Raw genomic sequence first — 15,866 nt, 5'->3', positions numbered from 1 at the left:
TTGGCGGGTCGTCAGCCCGGCAGCCGGTACCCCATCCCGCGCACCGTCTCCACATGCCGGGCGCCGAGTTTCTTGCGCAGCGCCCGCACGTACACGTCCACGATGTTCGACCCGGGATCGAAGTCGTATCCCCACACGTGGGACAGGATCTGCTCGCGCGAGAGGACCTGGCCGGGATGGCGCAGGAACAGCTCGAGCAGGACGAACTCACGCGCCGTCAGGTCCACGGTCTGCCCCTCCGCTCTGGCCCGCCGCGTCCGCAGGTCGAGCGTGAGGTCCCCGCTGCCCAGCATCGTCACCTCGGGCGTGCCGGAGGCGGTCCGCAGCCGCAGCCGGACCCGCGCGAGGAGCTCCTCGAAGCGGAACGGCTTGGTCATCCAGTCGTCGGCGCCGCCCTCCAGGCCCGCCACCGTGTCCCGCACCGAGTCGCGGGCGGTCAGCACGATGACCGGGGTCGTCACGCGGGCCTCGCGCAGCTGCCGCAGGACCGTGAAGCCGTCCCTGCCGGGCAGCCCGATGTCCAGGACGATGAGGTCGAAGCCGCCGGTCAGGGCGTAGTCGTGGGCGGAGTCGCCGTCCCCGACGACCGTCGTCGTGAAGCCGCCGGCGCGCAGCCCCTTCTCCACGAAGGAGGCGATGCGCTCCTCGTCCTCCACGATCAGGATGCGGTTCATCGGGGTTCCGTCCTCCGGTTGAGTACGAGGGTGAAGGTGGCTCCGCCCTCGTCGGTGCGGCCCAGCTCGGCGCGGCCGCCGTGTCCTTCGGCGATGGCCTGGACGATCGCGAGGCCGAGCCCGGCGCCCGTGCCGCGCGAGCCGCGCCGCGCGGTGCCCCGCCGGAACCGCTCGAAGATCACCGCGGCGTCCTGCTCGGTGACGCCGGGCCCGGTGTCGGCGACGTACAGCTCGACGCGCTCGCGCTCGGCCCGGTCGCGCACCACCCGCGAGCCGATTCCTATCCGCTGACCGGGCACGGTGTGCTGCACCGCGTTCTGCGCGAGCTGGACCATCGCCTGCGTGATCCGCTGCGGGTCGAGCTCGGCCTCGGTGTCGGCGACCTCGGCGAGCCGCCAGTCCCGCTCGCCGAGCGCCCGCGCCTTGACGAAGACGTCGGCGGTCAGCTCGGCGAGCTGCACCGGCTCCGGTGTCACGAAGTCCGGGCGCTCCGCCTTCGCGAGGAGCAGCAGGTCCTCGACGATGCGGCTCATCCGGTCCAGCTCCTCCATCACGATCCGCACCGTCTCCTCGCGCTCGCGCGGATCGTCGCCCATCAGCTCCAGATGGCCGCGGACGATGGTGATGGGCGTACGCAGCTCGTGCCCGGCGTCGTCGACGAACTCGCGCTGCGCGGCGAACGCCCGCTCCAGGCGGTCGAGCATCCCGTTGAACGTCTCGGCGAGCGCCGCGATGTCGTCGCGGCCCTGCACCGGGATGCGCCGGGTGAGGTCCTGCTCGGTGAGCTGCGCGGCGGTGGTGCGCACGAGGCGTACGGGACGCAGGATGCGGCCCGCGACCGCCCAGCCGATGCCCGTGGTCATCAGGAGCGCGACCCCGGAGATCGCGAGCAGCATGTGGAAGACGCCCTCCGCCTTGTCCTGCTCGCGCTGCGGATGGAACGCCACGACGAAGGCCGCCGCGGGCCGCCCCGCGTCCGCCCCGATCTCCACCTTCGACCAGCGGACGACGCCGTCGGCGCGGTGCAGGGTGCCGCTGGCGTCGGGGGAGCCGAAGACGGCGCGCAGGCCGCCCGGGTCCTGGGCGAGGGCGTGGTCCACGTCGGGGGCCCGGGACTGCTCCTTCTTGGCGGGCGTGCGGCCCGCGCCGCGGTCGATGAGGCCGAGGAGTTCCTCGTCCGGGTCGGCGTACTGCCGCTCCAGGTGCAGCTTGAGCAGCGGGTCCGGGTCGGTGAACCGCTTGCCGCTGCGCGGGTCGACGCCCTTGCGCACGAAGTTGGCGAACTCGCCGGTCTCCTGCGCGAGCAGCCGGTCGACGCGGTGGTCCACATCGCGCAGGAGGACCGAGCGGGTGGTGGTGGCGACCGCGGTCAGCGCCACCGTCATCACGACGAGCAGCCACAGCAGGATGCGGACGCGGGCGGAGATCCAGCGGTGCGCGGGCTCAGCCGTCGTCGCCGGGTCCGTCGTCGTCGGACGCGCCGCCGCGGTCGTCGTTTCCGTCGTCGTCCGAGTCGTCTGAGCTGTCATCGGCTGAGGGCTTCTCGCTCACCGGTGGCGGGGACACCGTCTCGTCACTGGGCGTCGGGCGCGGCGACGGGGAGCCGCTCTCCAGCTCCACCTTCGGCGGCGACTTCGGGGGGTCCGGGCTGTCGGTCAGGGCGTAGCTGGTCGCCGCGATGCCGAGCGGGATCGCGACGACCGCGGCGAGGGCCGCCATGCGGTGGGAGAAGGCCATGGCAGCCACGCTCGGCGGCGTACCCGGTCGTCATCATGAGCCGCGGATGAAGAAACCTTCATACACGGGCCGCACAACAGGTCCTCAGGCGTCCAGACCGATCGCGAACGCCGCCTCCAGGTCGTGCTGCGAGTACGTACGGAACGCGACGTGCGTGTCCGTGCCCTCGACGCCCTGGATCTTGCTGATCTTCCCGGGGATGACGTCCGCCAGGTCGTCGTGGCGGGCGACCCGGACCATGGCGATCAGGTCGTAGGTACCGGTGACGGAGAAGACCTCGCTCACGTTGTCCAGGGCCGCGATCGACTCGGCGATCTCGGGGATCCGGTCCACGCTGGTCTTGATGAGCACGATCGCGGTGATCACGGCTGGCTGTCTCCCTCGGTGGCCGTGGCTGGTTTCGCCTCAACTCTAGCCCGGTCCCGATAGCGGACCCACGCCCACAGGAACCCGGCCGAGAACCCGACGAGGTGCGCCAGATAGGCCACCCCCGGCCCCTGGCTCTCCTGCCCCGCGGCCACCCACTGCAGCGCCACCCAGAACGGCAGCACCACCCAGGCGGGGAAGCGCAGCGGCAGGAAAAGGAGAAAGGGGAACAGGCTCGTCACGCGCGCTTCGGGGAACAGGAAGAGGAAGGCGCCGAGGACCGCGGAGATCGCGCCCGACGCGCCGACCAGGCTCTGGTCGGAATCGGTGTGCGCGAGCGCGTACCCGAGCAGCGCCACATAGCCGCTGACCCCATAGAACAAGGCGTACGAGAGGCGGCCCATGTGTTCCTCGACCATGGCACCGAACACATAGAGGAAGAGCATGTTGCCCAGCAGATGCAGCCAGCTGCCGTGCACGAACAAGGCCGTGAGCGGGGTGAGCAGCGCCCGCGCCGAACCGCCGAACAGCTCCTCGGGGACCACGCCCCAGCGCTCGAAGTAGGCGCTCTGCGCGGCGAGCAGCCGGTCCCCGGTGCCGTAGCCGGGGTTCAGGCCCGAGGCGGGGGAGAGCACGAAGACCACACAGCAGACCGTGATGATGCCGTACGTGACCGGAGCCGGGTGACCTCTGAGGAATGCGGTCAGCCTGTCGATCGCGGAGCGCCCATTGCCGATCATGGACAGAGCATGACGCAAGGCGGGGAGCGGGCGGCGTACGGCAGGCCGTAGGGTTACGGGCAATAAAGCAAGCACCACGCAACCCGCATGCACCCGGAAGAAGGCACCACCCGATGACGGTTCCCCTGCCGACCGCCACCACCCGCTGGCGCTGCACCCTGTGCGGCAATCTGACGCGGTTCGACGTCACGCGGTCCTCGAAGGTCGTCGAATACGTCCACCTGGACCTGGCCGGTGAGCCGAAGGTGGAGGAGCGCGACGTGGTCAGTGAGACCATCGAGTCGGTGCGCTGCCGCTGGTGCAACGCGGTGGATCAGGTGGAACTGGTGGACAGGCCGGGCGCCGACTCCTGAGGAGCGGCTCCACAGCGACATTGGGGTGACGGATGGTGGAGAGCACAGGCGGGGAGGCCGGGGAGGGCGGCGCCGCCGAGGTGCTCGACCGTCCGCTGCCCGAAGGGGTGCGGCGGCGCGTCGTGCAGATCGCGTCGGACGGCTTCGGCGGTCTGACGGTCGGTGAACTTCCGCCGCAGTTGCGGCAGTATGCCCGCTTCACCCCGACCCGGCGGATGAAGTTCGCCGGCAACGCCATGGCCGCGGCCCTGGAGAGCGAACCGCTGTTCCGGCAGCGGATCGGGGAGCGCCTGCGGGACGCGCAGCCCGAGCTCGCGGCCGCCCTGGAGGCGGGATCCCCGCCGCCCGCGGCCGATCCGCTCGACGTGGCGGCGGCCGCCTATGTGCTGCGGCCCGTCGGCTGGGTGAAGCTCGTCGCCGCCGCGGGCGAGGACGCCGAGCGGGCCGACGCCGAGCGGGCGGACGACGAGACCCGCGCCGAACTGGAGCGGCTGCGCGCCGAACTGGCCGAGGCCCGGACCCAGACCAGGACCGAGACCGAGCGGCTGCGCGCCGAGCTCGACGCCGCCAGGCGCGAGGTCGCCGCCGCGGAGCGCAAGCTGCGGGCCGCGCTCAGCGATGTGAAGCGCGGCGAGGCCGCCGCGCGCAAGGCGAGGGCCGAGACCGACGCGGTGCGCGCCGAGGGGCAGGCCCAGGTGTCCGCCGCGGAGAGCGAGACGCGGCGGCTCAAGTCGCGGCTCGGCGAGGCGGAGTCGGCCCTGGAGTCCTCCCGCCGGGCGGCCCGCGAGGGCCGCAGCATCGAGGACATGCGGGTCCGGCTGCTGCTCGACACGGTCCTGGACGCGGCCCAGGGGCTGCGCAGGGAGCTCGCGCTGCCGCCGGTGTCCGCGCGGCCCGCCGACTCCGTGGACGCGGTGGAGCCGGGCCGGATGACGCCGAAGGACATCGCTGCGCGCGCCCTGCACGAGCACGACCCGGCGATCCTCGACCAGTTGCTGGCGCTGCCGCAGGCGCACCTCGTGGTCGACGGGTACAACGTCACGAAGACCGGGTATCCGACGATGCCGCTGGAGAAGCAGCGGCTGCGCCTGCTCGGCTCGCTCTCGCAGCTCGCGGCGCAGACCGGGGCCGAGGTGACGTGCGTCTTCGACGGGGCCGAACTGGCGGCGCCCGTACTGCTCGCGCCGCCGCGCGGGGTGCGGGTGCTGTTCTCCAAGCCGGGGGTCACGGCGGACGAGCTGATCCGTCAGCTCGTGCGCGCCGAGCCGTCGGGGCGCCCCGTCATCGTCGTGTCGACCGACCGGGAGGTCGCGGACGGCGTCGCGAAGGCGGGCGCGCGGCCCGTCGCCTCCGTCGTGCTCCTCAAGCGGCTCTCGCACAGCTGAGCGACGGGGGCGGTTCCCCGCAAAAGGGGCGCCGAGTTACCTATGTCACACCCGCAACATCCGTGTCGTATGCCCGAATTGGCGAAACCTTCACGCAACGTAGCGTCAAGCGGACATCACTGCATGTGAGTTGAGTGCAAAGAATGCAGCGAGTGACGGAGTTTTTTCTCTGAGGGATTTGAACTGATCACGAAGAGGTCACTAGGGTCTGGCTCGAACCTCCGCTCGGGTGATCACCTATAAGGGGTGACGGCGGAGGGGCACCGCCCGCCGGCGCGATCGGCAGGCGGCTGGAGGAAGAAGGAGCTCGCCTTCGTGGCGTCCCACCGTCGACCCAAGCAGCCGAGCCGCACCCGCGTGACCGTGCTCACCGCGACCGCCGCCGCTGCCGTGGCCCTCACCTCTCAGGCCGCCAACGCCGCACCCAAGCCCAGCAAGAGCGAAGTCAAGGCCAAGGTCGACGCGCTCTACGAAGAGGCCGGTGTGGCGACCGACCACTACAACGGGGCCAAGGAGAAGCAGAAGAAGCTCGAGACGGAGATCGGCGACCTCCAGGACAAGGTCGCCCGCGGCCAGGAGGAGCTCAACGACCTGCGCTCCGGCCTCGGTTCGCTCGCCGGCCAGCAGTACCGCTCCGGTGGCATCGACCCCTCGGTCCAGCTCTTCCTCTCGTCCGACCCGGACAGCTACCTCGACAAGGCCTCCACGCTCGACTCGCTCAGCGCCCAGCAGCTGGAGTCGCTCAAGAAGGTCCAGGAGAAGCAGCGCACGCTCGCCCAGGAGCGCGCCGAGGCCTCCCAGAAGCTCAAGGACCTCGCCGAGACGCGCACCGAGCTCGGCAAGAAGAAGGACGAGGTCCAGGAGAAGCTCGGCAAGGCCCGCAAGCTGCTCAACACGCTGACCGCCGAGCAGCGCGCCAAGATGGCCGCCGAGGAGCAGCGCGCCAGCCGCGACGCCGCCAGCCGCGTCGACCTCGGTGACGCGGCGCCCGCATCGGGCCGCGCCTCCGCCGCCCTGTCCGCGGCCGCCACCCAGATCGGCAAGCCGTACGTCTCCGGCGGCTCGGGCCCCAACTCCTACGACTGCTCGGGTCTGACCCAGTGGGCGTACAACCAGGCCGGCGTCTCCATAACCCGGACCACGTACACCCAGATCGGCGAGGGGACCGAGGTGCCCAGGAGCCAGCTCAAGCCCGGTGACCTGGTCTTCTTCAACAACACCGCGCACGTGGGCCTCTACGCGGGCAACAACCAGGTGCTGCACGCCCCGAAGCCGGGCGCCAATGTGCGCTACGAGTCGATGGACACGGTCGGCCCGTACCAGACCGCCCGCCGCATCTGACCCACCGGAAGGCCCCGGCTTTCCGTCTCTCAACGCGCCCTGGAAACGCGCCCGTTCGGGCGAATTCCACGACCCCGCGCTGACCCCCGCGCCCCGCCCATGACCTGCGTCATAGGCGGGGCGCCGCGCTGTGTGTCCCCTGAACGGTCTTTGGCCAGGGGGTAGTCGCCCGACTACTGTCGGCGCGCATTCCCCCGATCACGGGGGTCCGTCAGCGGAAGGGGGAGCGGCAACCCGTGGGTTCTCATCGCCGTATCTCGCATGCTCGGCACTCGGGCCTCGACCGGAGTACCCGCGCGACCGTTCTCGGCGTGGCCGCGGCCTCCGCGGCGGCGGCCCTCGGCGCCGCCCCGGCGGGCGCCGCGCCGCAGGACAGGCCGGGCTCCGGCAAGGCCGCCGTGGACCGCCTGTACGAGCAGGCCGAGAAGGCCACCGAGGCGTACAACCGGGCCGACGAGCGCACGGACAGGCTCCGCGAGGAACTCGCCGACACCCAGGACCAGGTGGCCCGCGGACAGGAGCGGATCAACGCGATGCGGCGCGCGCTCGGCGTGGTGGCCGGCGCCCAGTACCGGTCCGGCGGCATGGACCCCGCGCTCGCCCTGATGCTCTCCTCCGACCCCGACGGCTACCTCGACAAGGCCGGCACCCTCGACCGGATCGGCGAGCGGAACGCGGGCGCGCTGACCGAACTGCGGGCCGCCCAGCGCGATCTGGACCAGCGCAGGGCCGAGGCGCGCGCCGAACTCGTCGAGCTGGAGGCCGGCCGCAAGGAGGTCCGCCAGCACAAGCGCAGCGTCGAGAAGAAGCTGGCCAAGGCAAGGCAGCTGCTCAACGCGATGCCGAGCGGGGAGCGGGCCGCGTACGACCGGGCCTCGCGCTCCGAGTCGCGCCCCGACCTGTCCGGCGCGGGCCCCGCCTCCTCCGCCCGCGCGGCCGCCGCGCTCGCCGCCGCCAGGTCGGCGCTCGGCAAGCCGTACGTCTGGGGTGCGACGGGGCCCTCCGGGTTCGACTGCTCGGGCCTCATGCAGTGGTCGTACGGGCAGGCGGGCGTCGGCCTGCCGCGCACCTCGCAGGCGCAGGCCGTCGCGGGCCGTCAGGTACCGGTGTCCCAGGCACAGCCCGGCGACCTCGTGGCCTACGGCTCCGACGCCCACCACATCGGCATCTACGCGGGCAACGGCCAGGTGATCCACGCGCCGCACCCGGGCGCCCCCGTGCGCTACGACCCCGTGGGCATGATGCCCGTCTCTTCCGTGACCCGGGTCTGAGGCTCCTCGCCCGACTTCGCCGTACGATCGAAAGGATGGCTGGTCGACGGGGTGCGGTGGGCAGGGCGGGGAGTGCGATGGCACTGGGCGCCCTGCTCGTCGGGGTGTGCGCCCTCTCCGGGTGCGCCGGTGACGGCGACGGGCCGAAGGGCGCGGACGCGTCCGCCGTGCAGCGGCTCCTGGACCAGCGGGCGCACGCCGTCGTCGCCGGGGACCTGCCCGTCTACCGGTCGACGGGCAGCGCGGAACCGGGCCTGCTCGACGACCTGTCCGAGGTCCCGCTCGACTCCTGGCAGTACCGGCTCACCCACCTGAAGCGCTCCGGATCCCGCGCCACCGCCACCGCCGAACTGCGCTACCGCATCGACGGCTACGACAGGGCGCCCGTGGTCGCCGAGCGCCGGCTGACCCTGGGCCACGGCGAGGACGGCTGGTACGTCACCGGGGACCGGCCCGCGAAGAAGGCGGGCGAGCAGCTGTGGGAGCAGGGCCCGGTGACCGCGGTGCGGGGCGAGCGCAGCCTGGTGCTCGGGGTCGGCACACCGCGCTCCGAACTGCGCTCGTACGCGAGGCTGGCCGACGAGGCGGTGCCCTCGGTGCAGCGCGCCTGGGGCGGCGACTGGGCGCGCCGGATCGTCGTCCTGGTGCCCGAGTCCCTCAACGAGATGGGCGAGCTGCTCGGCGCGCCCGCCGCCGGCTACCAGGGGATCGCGGCCGTCACCACGGGCGAGGCGGGCGGCCCGAGGACCGCGCCCGCGGACCGGGTGATCCTCAACCCCGAGGCGTACGGGCTGCTCGGCGAGGTCGGCAAGCAGGTCGTCCTCACCCATGAGACGGCCCACGTCGCCACCCGACGCGCGACGTCCGCCGCGACCCCGCTGTGGCTCTCCGAGGGGTACGCGGACTGGGCGGGCTACCGCGAGAGCGACCGCACCCCGCGGCAGGCCGCGCCCGAACTGCGCCGCGCCGTCCAGCAGGGCGTGGCGCCCGGCGGGCTGCCCGGCGACGCGGACTTCGGCTTCTCCGGCGACTCCGCGAAGCTCGCCCGCGCGTACGAGAGCGGCTGGCTGGCCTGCCGGATGATCGCGGACCGGTGGGGCGAGGCGAAGCTCAACGCCTTCTACACGGCGGTCGGCGGCCACAAGGAGCGCGCCGGGGCCGTCGACGGGGCGCTGCGGCAGGCCCTCGGCATCGACGAGCAGGAGTTCGTGGCGCAGTGGCGGGCGTACGTACGGTCCGAGCTGGGCTGAGGCCAGGGGCCTACGGCGTCGGCACCGCGCTGTCGCGCGAGGGCGGGGCGGGAGCGGCGGACTGCCCGGCCAGCCGGGGCTCGGTCACCGTGGCGCGCCACAGCCGGCGGCAGGCGCTGAGGGAGGCCGCCACCAGCAGGCCGTTGCGGACGAGGAGGAGGGCGACGCCGAGCGGGTCGCTGCTGACCACGTTCCCGAAGTAGAGCGGGAACTCCAGGAACGTCACGAACGTCGCCGCGAGCACAAGACGCACCGGCAGCGTCATCCGGCTGTCCCGGAACAGCATGCAGACGGCGGACACGCCCACCAGCCACACCATGTACTGCGGGCTGATCACCCGGCTCGTCGTCGTGAACAGCAGCACCGCCGTCAGGCCCGCGTCGGCGAGCGTCGCGGGCTGCCAGGCCCGCGCCTTGAACCGCCACAGCACCAGCCAGCCGAACGCGAGCGCAGTGAGCAGCTGCGCCAGCGTGCTCACCACGTCCACATGCGGGCCGAGGAACTCCATCGAGCCGTAGTTCAGCTGCACCGTGCCGTTCCAGCCGAACTGGCGTGCCACGTGGAAGACGAGGGCGCCGAGGGACTCGACCTCCGTGCCCCGGTCCTTCTGGAAGGTCAGGAAGCCGAGCGCGCCCGGCATCGCGACGGTGAAGGTGACCAGCAGCACGGCCGCCGTCACGATCGCCGTGCCCCAGGTCTGCCGGGTGGCCCGGCCGCGCCGCGTACCGAGCAGCAGCAGCGCGGGCCACACCTTGATCATCGCGCCGACCGCCGCGAAGACGCCCGCGGCCCGCGGGTGCCGGGCCGCCGCGAGCAGCGCCGCGATCGCGACGGCCGTCACCATCACGTCGTAGCGCGCGTAGACGGTCTGGCCGAGCAGCGGCAGCCCGATGACCCATACCCAGGTGCCGCGCCGCGACCCGCCCCGCCGCTCGGAGACGTGCAGCAGCGTCAGCAGGACGACGGCGTCCGTCAGGAACGCGAGCAGGAAGAAGGCGGAGGCGTACGACAGGAAGGGCAGCAGCGCGGGGGAGAGGATCGCCATCGCGGCGGCCGGCGGGTACTGCCACGTCACGTCGTCCAGCGGGAACGTTCCTGTGCGCAGGACGTCGAACCAGCCCTGGTAGATGACATGGACGTCGCTGGTGACGTCCGGGCCCGGGACCACGATCACCTTGAAGACGCACAGCAGGAGCAGCGCCCGGGTCAGTACCCAGGTGACCAGGAGCCCGGCGGGCGTTCGCGTCTTCATTCGAAACATGATGCCGGGCCGACCCATGGCCTGGCCATGGACCCCTGCGGCGCGGCGGCCGGCGCCGGGCGCGTTCGGTACTGTCGGCGGTGATGCGCCAGACACCGAAGACTCTGCTCGTGACCAATGACTTCCCGCCGCGCCCCGGCGGGATCCAGGCCTTCCTGCACAACATGGCGCTGCGCCTGGACCCGGAGCGGCTCGTCGTCTACGCCTCGACGTGGAAGCGCAGCCGGGAGGGCGTCGAGGCCACGGCGGCCTTCGACGCCGAGCAGCCGTTCACGGTCGTCCGCGACAACACGACGATGCTGCTGCCGACCCCGCGCGTGACGCGGCGCGCGGCGGGGCTCCTGCGGGCGCACGGCTGTACGTCGGTGTGGTTCGGGGCGGCGGCGCCGCTCGGCCTGATGGCGCCCGCGCTGCGCAGGGCCGGCGCCTCGCGCATCGTCGCGACGACGCACGGGCACGAGGCGGGCTGGGCCCAACTCCCGGCGTCCCGCCAGCTGCTGCGCCGCATCGGTGAGGGCACGGACACGATCACGTACCTCGGTGAGTACACGCGCTCGCGCATCGCGTCGGCGCTCACGCCCGCGGCGGCGGGGCGGATGGAGCAACTCCCGCCGGGGGTCGACGAGAAGACGTTCCACCCGGGCTCGGGCGGCGACGTGGTCCGGGCCCGGCTCGGCCTGACCGACCGCCCCGTGGTCGTCTGCGTCTCCCGCCTGGTTCCCCGCAAGGGGCAGGACACCCTGATCCTCGCCATGCCGAAGATCCTCGCGGCGGTGCCGGACGCGGTGCTGCTGATCGTGGGCGGCGGGCCGTACGAGAAGGACCTGCGGAAGCTGGCCGCCGAGACCGGAGTGGCGGATTCGGTGCGCTTCACGGGATCGGTGCCGTGGGAGGAGCTGCCCGCGCACTACGGGGCGGGGGACGTCTTCGCGATGCCGTGCCGTACGCGGCGGGGCGGGCTCGACGTCGAGGGCCTCGGCATCGTCTACCTGGAGGCCTCCGCGACGGGACTGCCGGTCGTCTCCGGCGACTCCGGCGGCGCGCCCGACGCGGTGCTCGACGGTGAGACGGGCTGGGTCGTCCGCGGCGGCTCCGAATCCGAGTCCGCGGACCGGATCATCACGCTCCTCCAGGACCCGGAACTCCGCCGCCGCATGGGCGAGCGGGGCCGCGAATGGGTCGAGGAGAAGTGGCGCTGGGATTTGCTGGCGGAGAGGTTGCGGGGGTTGTTGTAGGGGGTGCGGGGGCCGGGCCGGGGGCCGGGGTCTGGGTGCCGGGTGGCGGGTGCCGGGTGCCGGGTGCCGGGTGTCGGGTTCCGCGTGCCGGGCGTGCCGGGTGGCGGGTTCCGCGTGCCGGGGGTGCCGGGCGTGCCGGGTGCTGGGTGGCGGGTGCCGGGTGTCGGGTTCCGCGTGCCGAGGGTGCTGGGTGGCTGGTGCTTGGGGGCCCGGGTGGCTGGTGCTTGGGGGTTCCGGGGGACTGGTGTCAGGGGCGCCTGAGGTGCTGCTCGTGGCGCTGTGGCGAGGACGGTGTGGCGCTACGCCGTGAGCGTCCGCACGGGCCCTCGCCCATCTCCCACCCTCCCGCCCCCTCCGGGGGCTCCCGTCCCGGGCGGGTGGGAGATGGGCGAGGGAGACGGAACAACGCTCCCGGAGCCGGATCGGGAGGCCGGGTAATTCAAGCCTCTGCGGCGATTGAGCAGCGGGGTCCGGGGCGGAGCCCCGCGGCGTAAGCGGCGCCCACCGCAAACGCAGCATCCGCCGCGACACAAACCCGCCGCCCCGCGCCCCCGGCCAACCCCGCCGTCCGCCGCGGACGCACCATCCGCCGCAACGCAAACCCCACCGCGACGCACCATCCGCCGCCGCGCGACGCTCGCCGCAACACAAACCCGCCGCCCGCGACCCCGGCCATCGCCGCAACGCGAAATCCGCCGCGGCGCACCAGAAACGCGCCGCGGCGGATGTCACCCGGTACCGCTACCCGCGGTAGATCGCCTCGACCTCGTCCGCGTAGTCCTTCGCCACCACGTTCCGCTTCAGCTTCAGCGAAGGCGTCAGGTGGCCCGACTCCTCCGTGAACTGGGCGCCGAGGATGCGGAACTTGCGGACCGACTCCGCCTTGGACACCGCCGCGTTGCCGTCGTCCACGGCCGCCTGGACCGTGGCCAGCAGATCGGGGTCGTGCTGCAAGGAGGCCACCGTGGACCCGGCGGGCTTGTCGTGGTCCGCGGCCCACTTGCCGAGGAACTCCTCGTCGATGGTGATGAGCGCGCCCACGAAGGGGCGGCCGTCGCCGACGACCATGCACTCCGCGACCAGCGCGTGCGCGCGGATCCGGTCCTCGATGACGGCCGGGGCGACGTTCTTGCCGCCCGCCGTCACGATGATCTCCTTCTTGCGGCCGGTGATGCGGAGGTAGCCGTCCTCGTCGAGCGTGCCGATGTCGCCGGTGTGGAACCAGCCGTCGGCCAGCGCCTCTTCGGTCGCGCCCTGGTTGTTCCAGTAGCCGGTGAAGAGGTGCTCGCCGTGGAGCAGGACTTCGCCGTCGTCGGCGATCCGGACCACGGAACCCGGCAGCGGCTGACCGACCGTGCCGATCTTCTGCCGGTCCCACGGGTTGAAGGCGGTGGCCGCGCAGGACTCCGTGAGGCCGTAGCCCTCCAGGACCGTGAAGCCGATGCCGCGGAAGAAGTGGCCGAGCCGCTCGCCGAGCGGCGCGCCGCCCGAGATCGCGTACTCGCCGCGCCCGCCGAGTACGGCGCGCAGCTTGCCGTAGACGAGCTTGTCGAACGTCTTGTACTTGAGCTTCAGGGCCAGCGAAGGCCCGTTCGGCGTGTCGAGCGCGCGGCTGTACTCGATGGCCGTGTCCGCGGCCTTGTCGAAGATCTTGCCCTTGCCGTCGGCCTGCGCCTTGGCTCGCGCCGAGTTGTAGACCTTCTCGAAGACGCGCGGCACGCCCAGGATCAACGTAGGCCTGAAGGCGGCCAGTTCATCGGTGAGCTGCTTGATGTCGGGGGCGTGGCCCAGCTTGATCGGGGCCATCAGGGAGGCGACCTCGACGAGGCGGCCGAAGACGTGCGCCACCGGGAGGAAGAGCAGCACGGAGCAGTCGCCCGTACGGAAGAGGGGGCCGAGGCGCGCCACGATGTTGCCGCACTCGGCGAAGAAGCTGCGGTGCGTGAGGACGCAGCCCTTGGGGCGGCCGGTGGTGCCCGAGGTGTAGACGATGGTCGCCGGGTCGTCGGCCTTCGCGATGGCGCTGCGGTCGTCGACCATCCCGTCGGAGAGCTCGGCACCGGCGCGGCACAGCTCGTCGAGGCCGCCGCCCTCGATCTGCCAGACGTGCGTCAGCTGCGGCAGCCCGTGGCGCACGGATTCGACGGCCGCGGCGTGCGCGTCCAGCTCGACGAGGATGCCGACCGCGCCCGAGTCGCCGAGGATCCACTGGATCTGCTCGGGCGAGCTCGTCTCGTAGACCGGCACGGTGATCGCGCCCGCGCTCCAGATCGCGAAGTCGAGCAGCGTCCACTCGTAGCGGGTGCGCGACATGAGCCCGATGCGGTCGCCGGCCTGCACGCCGGACGCGATCAGTCCCTTGGCGGCCGCGCGCACCTCGGCGAGGAACTCGACGGACGTGACGTCGGTCCACGTGCCGCCGATCTTTCGGCCGATCACGGCGACGTCCGGGTGCTGCGCGGCGTTTCTGCGAACGATGTCGGTCAGATTGCCGTCCGCGGGGACCTCGTACAAAGCGGGAAGGCTGAACTCGCGCAAGACTGCTGCTCCTCGTAGGGCGCCGGCGCCACTCTTCTGTGATGCGTCGGTGCGGTCCAAGATCGGGCAGGTGCACAGTGCATCAATGAATTGTCCGCCCGAACTCGGCTGAACTCGACGGAACTCATTGCTTGAACTGAACACGACTGGACTGCCCGGACGTTACCCACCGGTACTGCTTCTTCGATAGGGGGGTCGGACCAGATGTACGCTGCGTCACACGTCGCCGCGACTCTTCGCGCACCCTAGTCCAGGAGTCGACCGACTCGGAAGTAACCGCAGGTCCGACGGCCTCTACCCATTCTGCGACCCATCGTCCTAGGGTGATCGCCATGCGCGTACACGTAGTCAGCGATGTGCACGGAAACTCCACCGACCTCGCACGAGCCGGAGACGGCGCCGATGCCGTCGTCTGCCTTGGTGACCTGGTGTTGTTCCTTGATTACGCAAATCACGCGCGCGGCATTTTCCCCGAATTGTTCGGAGTCGAGAACGCGGACCGCATCGTCGAACTGCGCACGGCCCGCCGCTTCGAGGAGGCGCGCGCCTTCGGGGCGCAGCTGTGGGCGGGCATAGACCGGGTGCCGGCCATCGAAAAAGCGGTGCGCAAGCAGTACGCGGAGATGTTCGCGGCGTTCCCCACACCGACGTATGCGACCTACGGCAATGTCGATATGCCGAAACTCTGGAGCGAGTACGCCGCCCCGGGCACGACCGTGCTCGACGGGGAGCGCGTCGAGATCGGCGGCTGGGTCTTCGGCTTCGTCGGCGGCGGGCTCCGCACGCCCATGCGCACGCCGTACGAGATCGACGACGAGGAGTACGCGGCGAAGATCGAGGCCGTGGGCGAGGTCGACGTGCTGTGCACGCACATCCCGCCGGAGGTCCCCGACCTCGTCTACGACACGGTGGCGCGCCGCTTCGAGCGCGGCAGCCGCGCCCTCCTGGAGGCGATCCGGCGCACCAGGCCCCGGTACTCGCTCTTCGGCCACGTCCACCAGCCGCTCGCGCGGCGGATGCGGATCGGGTCCACGGAGTGCGTGAATGTCGGCCACTTCGCGGGGTCGGGCAGGCCGTGGGCGCTGGAGTGGTGACAGCGGGAGCGGATGCGCGCGATAGCCTTCACGGGACACACACGCAGGCAGGTACGGCGCACCCCTGACCGGTATCCGGAGGAGCCACGGCGATGGCGGAACACACCAGCTCGAGCATCACGATCGAGGCGGCACCCGCCGATGTCATGGGGGTGATCGCCGACTTCGCCCGCTACCCCGACTGGACGGGTGAGGTGAAGGAGGCGGAGGTCATCGCCGAGGACGGCGCGGGCCGCGCCGAGCAGGTCCGGCTCGTCATGGACGCCGGGGCGATCAAGGACGACCAGACGCTCAAGTACACCTGGGCCGGTGAGAACGAGGTGTCCTGGACCCTCGTGAAGTCCCAGATGCTGCGCTCCCTCGACGGCTCGTACGTGCTGAAGCCCGTGGGCAAGGGCACCGAGGTCACGTACTCCCTCACGGTCGACGTGAAGATCCCCATGCTGGGCATGATCAAGCGCAAGGCCGAGAAGGTCATCATCGACCGCGCGCTCGCGGGCCTGAAGAAGCGGGTGGAGTCGGGCAGCTAGTGTCCTGGTCTTGAGTTCTGCGGTCTGATGGTGGTGTGCCTGGACCGCGGTTGGACCCGCTCGTTTTGTCCGAGGACGAGCGGAAGACGCT

Annotated in this window: 15 protein-coding genes; 8 read left to right on the top strand and 7 right to left on the bottom strand. The window is 71.8% G+C overall.

Going from position 1 to position 15,866, the window contains the following annotated elements; translation table 11 throughout:
- Positions 1-11 precede the first annotated feature (11 nt).
- The 5 genes from ACFV9W_RS37430 to ACFV9W_RS37410 form a co-directional block, all read right to left on the bottom strand.
- Positions 12-674, bottom strand: coding sequence for a response regulator transcription factor (locus tag ACFV9W_RS37430; RefSeq protein ID WP_385770262.1), 663 nt, complete (start codon positions 672-674; stop codon positions 12-14).
- Positions 671-2,203 carry an ATP-binding protein gene (locus ACFV9W_RS37425; protein WP_385770260.1) on the bottom strand — a complete coding sequence of 511 codons (1,533 nt, stop codon included), beginning with the start codon at positions 2,201-2,203 and terminating at the stop codon, positions 671-673. Before ACFV9W_RS37425 ends, ACFV9W_RS37430 begins: the two co-directional genes overlap by 4 nt.
- Entirely contained in the window at positions 2,118-2,411 is a 294-nt protein-coding gene (locus ACFV9W_RS37420) for a small secreted hydrophilic protein (protein WP_385770258.1), read from the bottom strand. The genes ACFV9W_RS37425 and ACFV9W_RS37420 overlap by 86 nt, the downstream gene beginning before the upstream one ends.
- Positions 2,412-2,495: 84 nt before the next feature.
- The gene (locus ACFV9W_RS37415; protein WP_266720470.1) at positions 2,496-2,777 is read right to left on the bottom strand and encodes an Lrp/AsnC family transcriptional regulator; all 282 of its coding nucleotides are present in this window, start codon (positions 2,775-2,777) and stop codon (positions 2,496-2,498) included.
- On the bottom strand, positions 2,774-3,517 hold the full coding sequence (locus ACFV9W_RS37410; protein ID WP_385770256.1) for a rhomboid family intramembrane serine protease: 744 nt from the start codon (positions 3,515-3,517) through the stop codon (positions 2,774-2,776). Before ACFV9W_RS37410 ends, ACFV9W_RS37415 begins: the two co-directional genes overlap by 4 nt.
- 113 nt (positions 3,518-3,630) lie before the next feature.
- Between ACFV9W_RS37410 and ACFV9W_RS37405 the strand changes: the two genes are divergently transcribed.
- The 5 genes from ACFV9W_RS37405 to ACFV9W_RS37385 all read left to right on the top strand — a co-directional run bounded on the left by ACFV9W_RS37405 (position 3,631) and on the right by ACFV9W_RS37385 (position 9,117).
- The gene (locus ACFV9W_RS37405) at positions 3,631-3,870 is read left to right on the top strand and encodes a hypothetical protein (RefSeq protein WP_356388719.1); all 240 of its coding nucleotides are present in this window, start codon (positions 3,631-3,633) and stop codon (positions 3,868-3,870) included.
- A 32-nt stretch (positions 3,871-3,902) separates the two neighbouring features.
- The gene (locus ACFV9W_RS37400) at positions 3,903-5,255 is read left to right on the top strand and encodes an NYN domain-containing protein (protein ID WP_385770253.1); all 1,353 of its coding nucleotides are present in this window, start codon (positions 3,903-3,905) and stop codon (positions 5,253-5,255) included.
- Positions 5,256-5,570: 315 nt separating this feature from the next.
- Entirely contained in the window at positions 5,571-6,596 is a 1,026-nt protein-coding gene (locus ACFV9W_RS37395; RefSeq protein ID WP_385770251.1) for an NlpC/P60 family protein, read from the top strand.
- A 236-nt stretch (positions 6,597-6,832) separates the two neighbouring features.
- The gene (locus tag ACFV9W_RS37390; RefSeq protein WP_385770249.1) at positions 6,833-7,867 is read left to right on the top strand and encodes an NlpC/P60 family protein; all 1,035 of its coding nucleotides are present in this window, start codon (positions 6,833-6,835) and stop codon (positions 7,865-7,867) included.
- Between the two features lie 35 nt (positions 7,868-7,902).
- Positions 7,903-9,117 (top strand): hypothetical protein, encoded by a 1,215-nt coding sequence (locus tag ACFV9W_RS37385; RefSeq protein ID WP_385770247.1) that lies wholly within the window; start codon positions 7,903-7,905, stop codon positions 9,115-9,117.
- 10 nt (positions 9,118-9,127) lie between these two features.
- On the opposite strand, the gene ACFV9W_RS37380 is transcribed toward ACFV9W_RS37385, so the two are convergent.
- Complete coding sequence (locus tag ACFV9W_RS37380; RefSeq protein ID WP_385770245.1) at positions 9,128-10,369, bottom strand: glycosyltransferase 87 family protein; 1,242 nt, start codon at positions 10,367-10,369, stop codon at positions 9,128-9,130.
- A gap of 92 nt (positions 10,370-10,461) precedes the next feature.
- Between ACFV9W_RS37380 and ACFV9W_RS37375 the strand changes: the two genes are divergently transcribed.
- The gene (locus tag ACFV9W_RS37375; RefSeq protein ID WP_385770243.1) at positions 10,462-11,613 is read left to right on the top strand and encodes a glycosyltransferase family 4 protein; all 1,152 of its coding nucleotides are present in this window, start codon (positions 10,462-10,464) and stop codon (positions 11,611-11,613) included.
- Positions 11,614-12,354: 741 nt separating this feature from the next.
- On the opposite strand, the gene ACFV9W_RS37370 is transcribed toward ACFV9W_RS37375, so the two are convergent.
- On the bottom strand, positions 12,355-14,151 hold the full coding sequence (locus tag ACFV9W_RS37370; RefSeq protein WP_385770241.1) for an AMP-dependent synthetase/ligase: 1,797 nt from the start codon (positions 14,149-14,151) through the stop codon (positions 12,355-12,357).
- A 332-nt stretch (positions 14,152-14,483) separates the two neighbouring features.
- Here ACFV9W_RS37370 and ACFV9W_RS37365 point away from each other — a divergent pair, with 332 nt between their 5' ends.
- Positions 14,484-15,245 carry a metallophosphoesterase gene (locus ACFV9W_RS37365; RefSeq protein ID WP_385770239.1) on the top strand — a complete coding sequence of 254 codons (762 nt, stop codon included), beginning with the start codon at positions 14,484-14,486 and terminating at the stop codon, positions 15,243-15,245.
- 92 nt (positions 15,246-15,337) lie between these two features.
- The gene (locus tag ACFV9W_RS37360) at positions 15,338-15,775 is read left to right on the top strand and encodes an SRPBCC family protein (RefSeq protein WP_385770237.1); all 438 of its coding nucleotides are present in this window, start codon (positions 15,338-15,340) and stop codon (positions 15,773-15,775) included.
- Positions 15,776-15,866 lie beyond the last annotated feature (91 nt).

This window comes from Streptomyces sp. NPDC059897, from assembly GCF_042730865.1.
Taxonomy (GTDB): domain Bacteria; phylum Actinomycetota; class Actinomycetes; order Streptomycetales; family Streptomycetaceae; genus Streptomyces.
Note: the sequence above shows the minus strand (reverse complement) of the source record. Positions and strands in the feature narration are given on the sequence as shown.

Excerpts from the sequence above, each read along its gene's own strand:
- ACFV9W_RS37430 (WP_385770262.1), bottom strand. The coding sequence starts at position 674 with ATGAACCGCATCCTGATCGTGGAGGACGAGGAGCGCATCGCCTCCTTC.
- ACFV9W_RS37425 (WP_385770260.1), bottom strand. The coding sequence starts at position 2,203 with ATGACAGCTCAGACGACTCGGACGACGACGGAAACGACGACCGCGGCG.
- ACFV9W_RS37420 (WP_385770258.1), bottom strand. The coding sequence starts at position 2,411 with ATGGCCTTCTCCCACCGCATGGCGGCCCTCGCCGCGGTCGTCGCGATC.
- ACFV9W_RS37410 (WP_385770256.1), bottom strand. The coding sequence starts at position 3,517 with ATGATCGGCAATGGGCGCTCCGCGATCGACAGGCTGACCGCATTCCTC.
- ACFV9W_RS37405 (WP_356388719.1), top strand. The coding sequence starts at position 3,631 with ATGACGGTTCCCCTGCCGACCGCCACCACCCGCTGGCGCTGCACCCTG.
- ACFV9W_RS37400 (WP_385770253.1), top strand. The coding sequence starts at position 3,903 with ATGGTGGAGAGCACAGGCGGGGAGGCCGGGGAGGGCGGCGCCGCCGAG.
- ACFV9W_RS37385 (WP_385770247.1), top strand. The coding sequence starts at position 7,903 with ATGGCTGGTCGACGGGGTGCGGTGGGCAGGGCGGGGAGTGCGATGGCA.
- ACFV9W_RS37380 (WP_385770245.1), bottom strand. The coding sequence starts at position 10,369 with ATGAAGACGCGAACGCCCGCCGGGCTCCTGGTCACCTGGGTACTGACC.
- ACFV9W_RS37375 (WP_385770243.1), top strand. The coding sequence starts at position 10,462 with ATGCGCCAGACACCGAAGACTCTGCTCGTGACCAATGACTTCCCGCCG.
- ACFV9W_RS37365 (WP_385770239.1), top strand. The coding sequence starts at position 14,484 with ATGCGCGTACACGTAGTCAGCGATGTGCACGGAAACTCCACCGACCTC.
- ACFV9W_RS37360 (WP_385770237.1), top strand. The coding sequence starts at position 15,338 with ATGGCGGAACACACCAGCTCGAGCATCACGATCGAGGCGGCACCCGCC.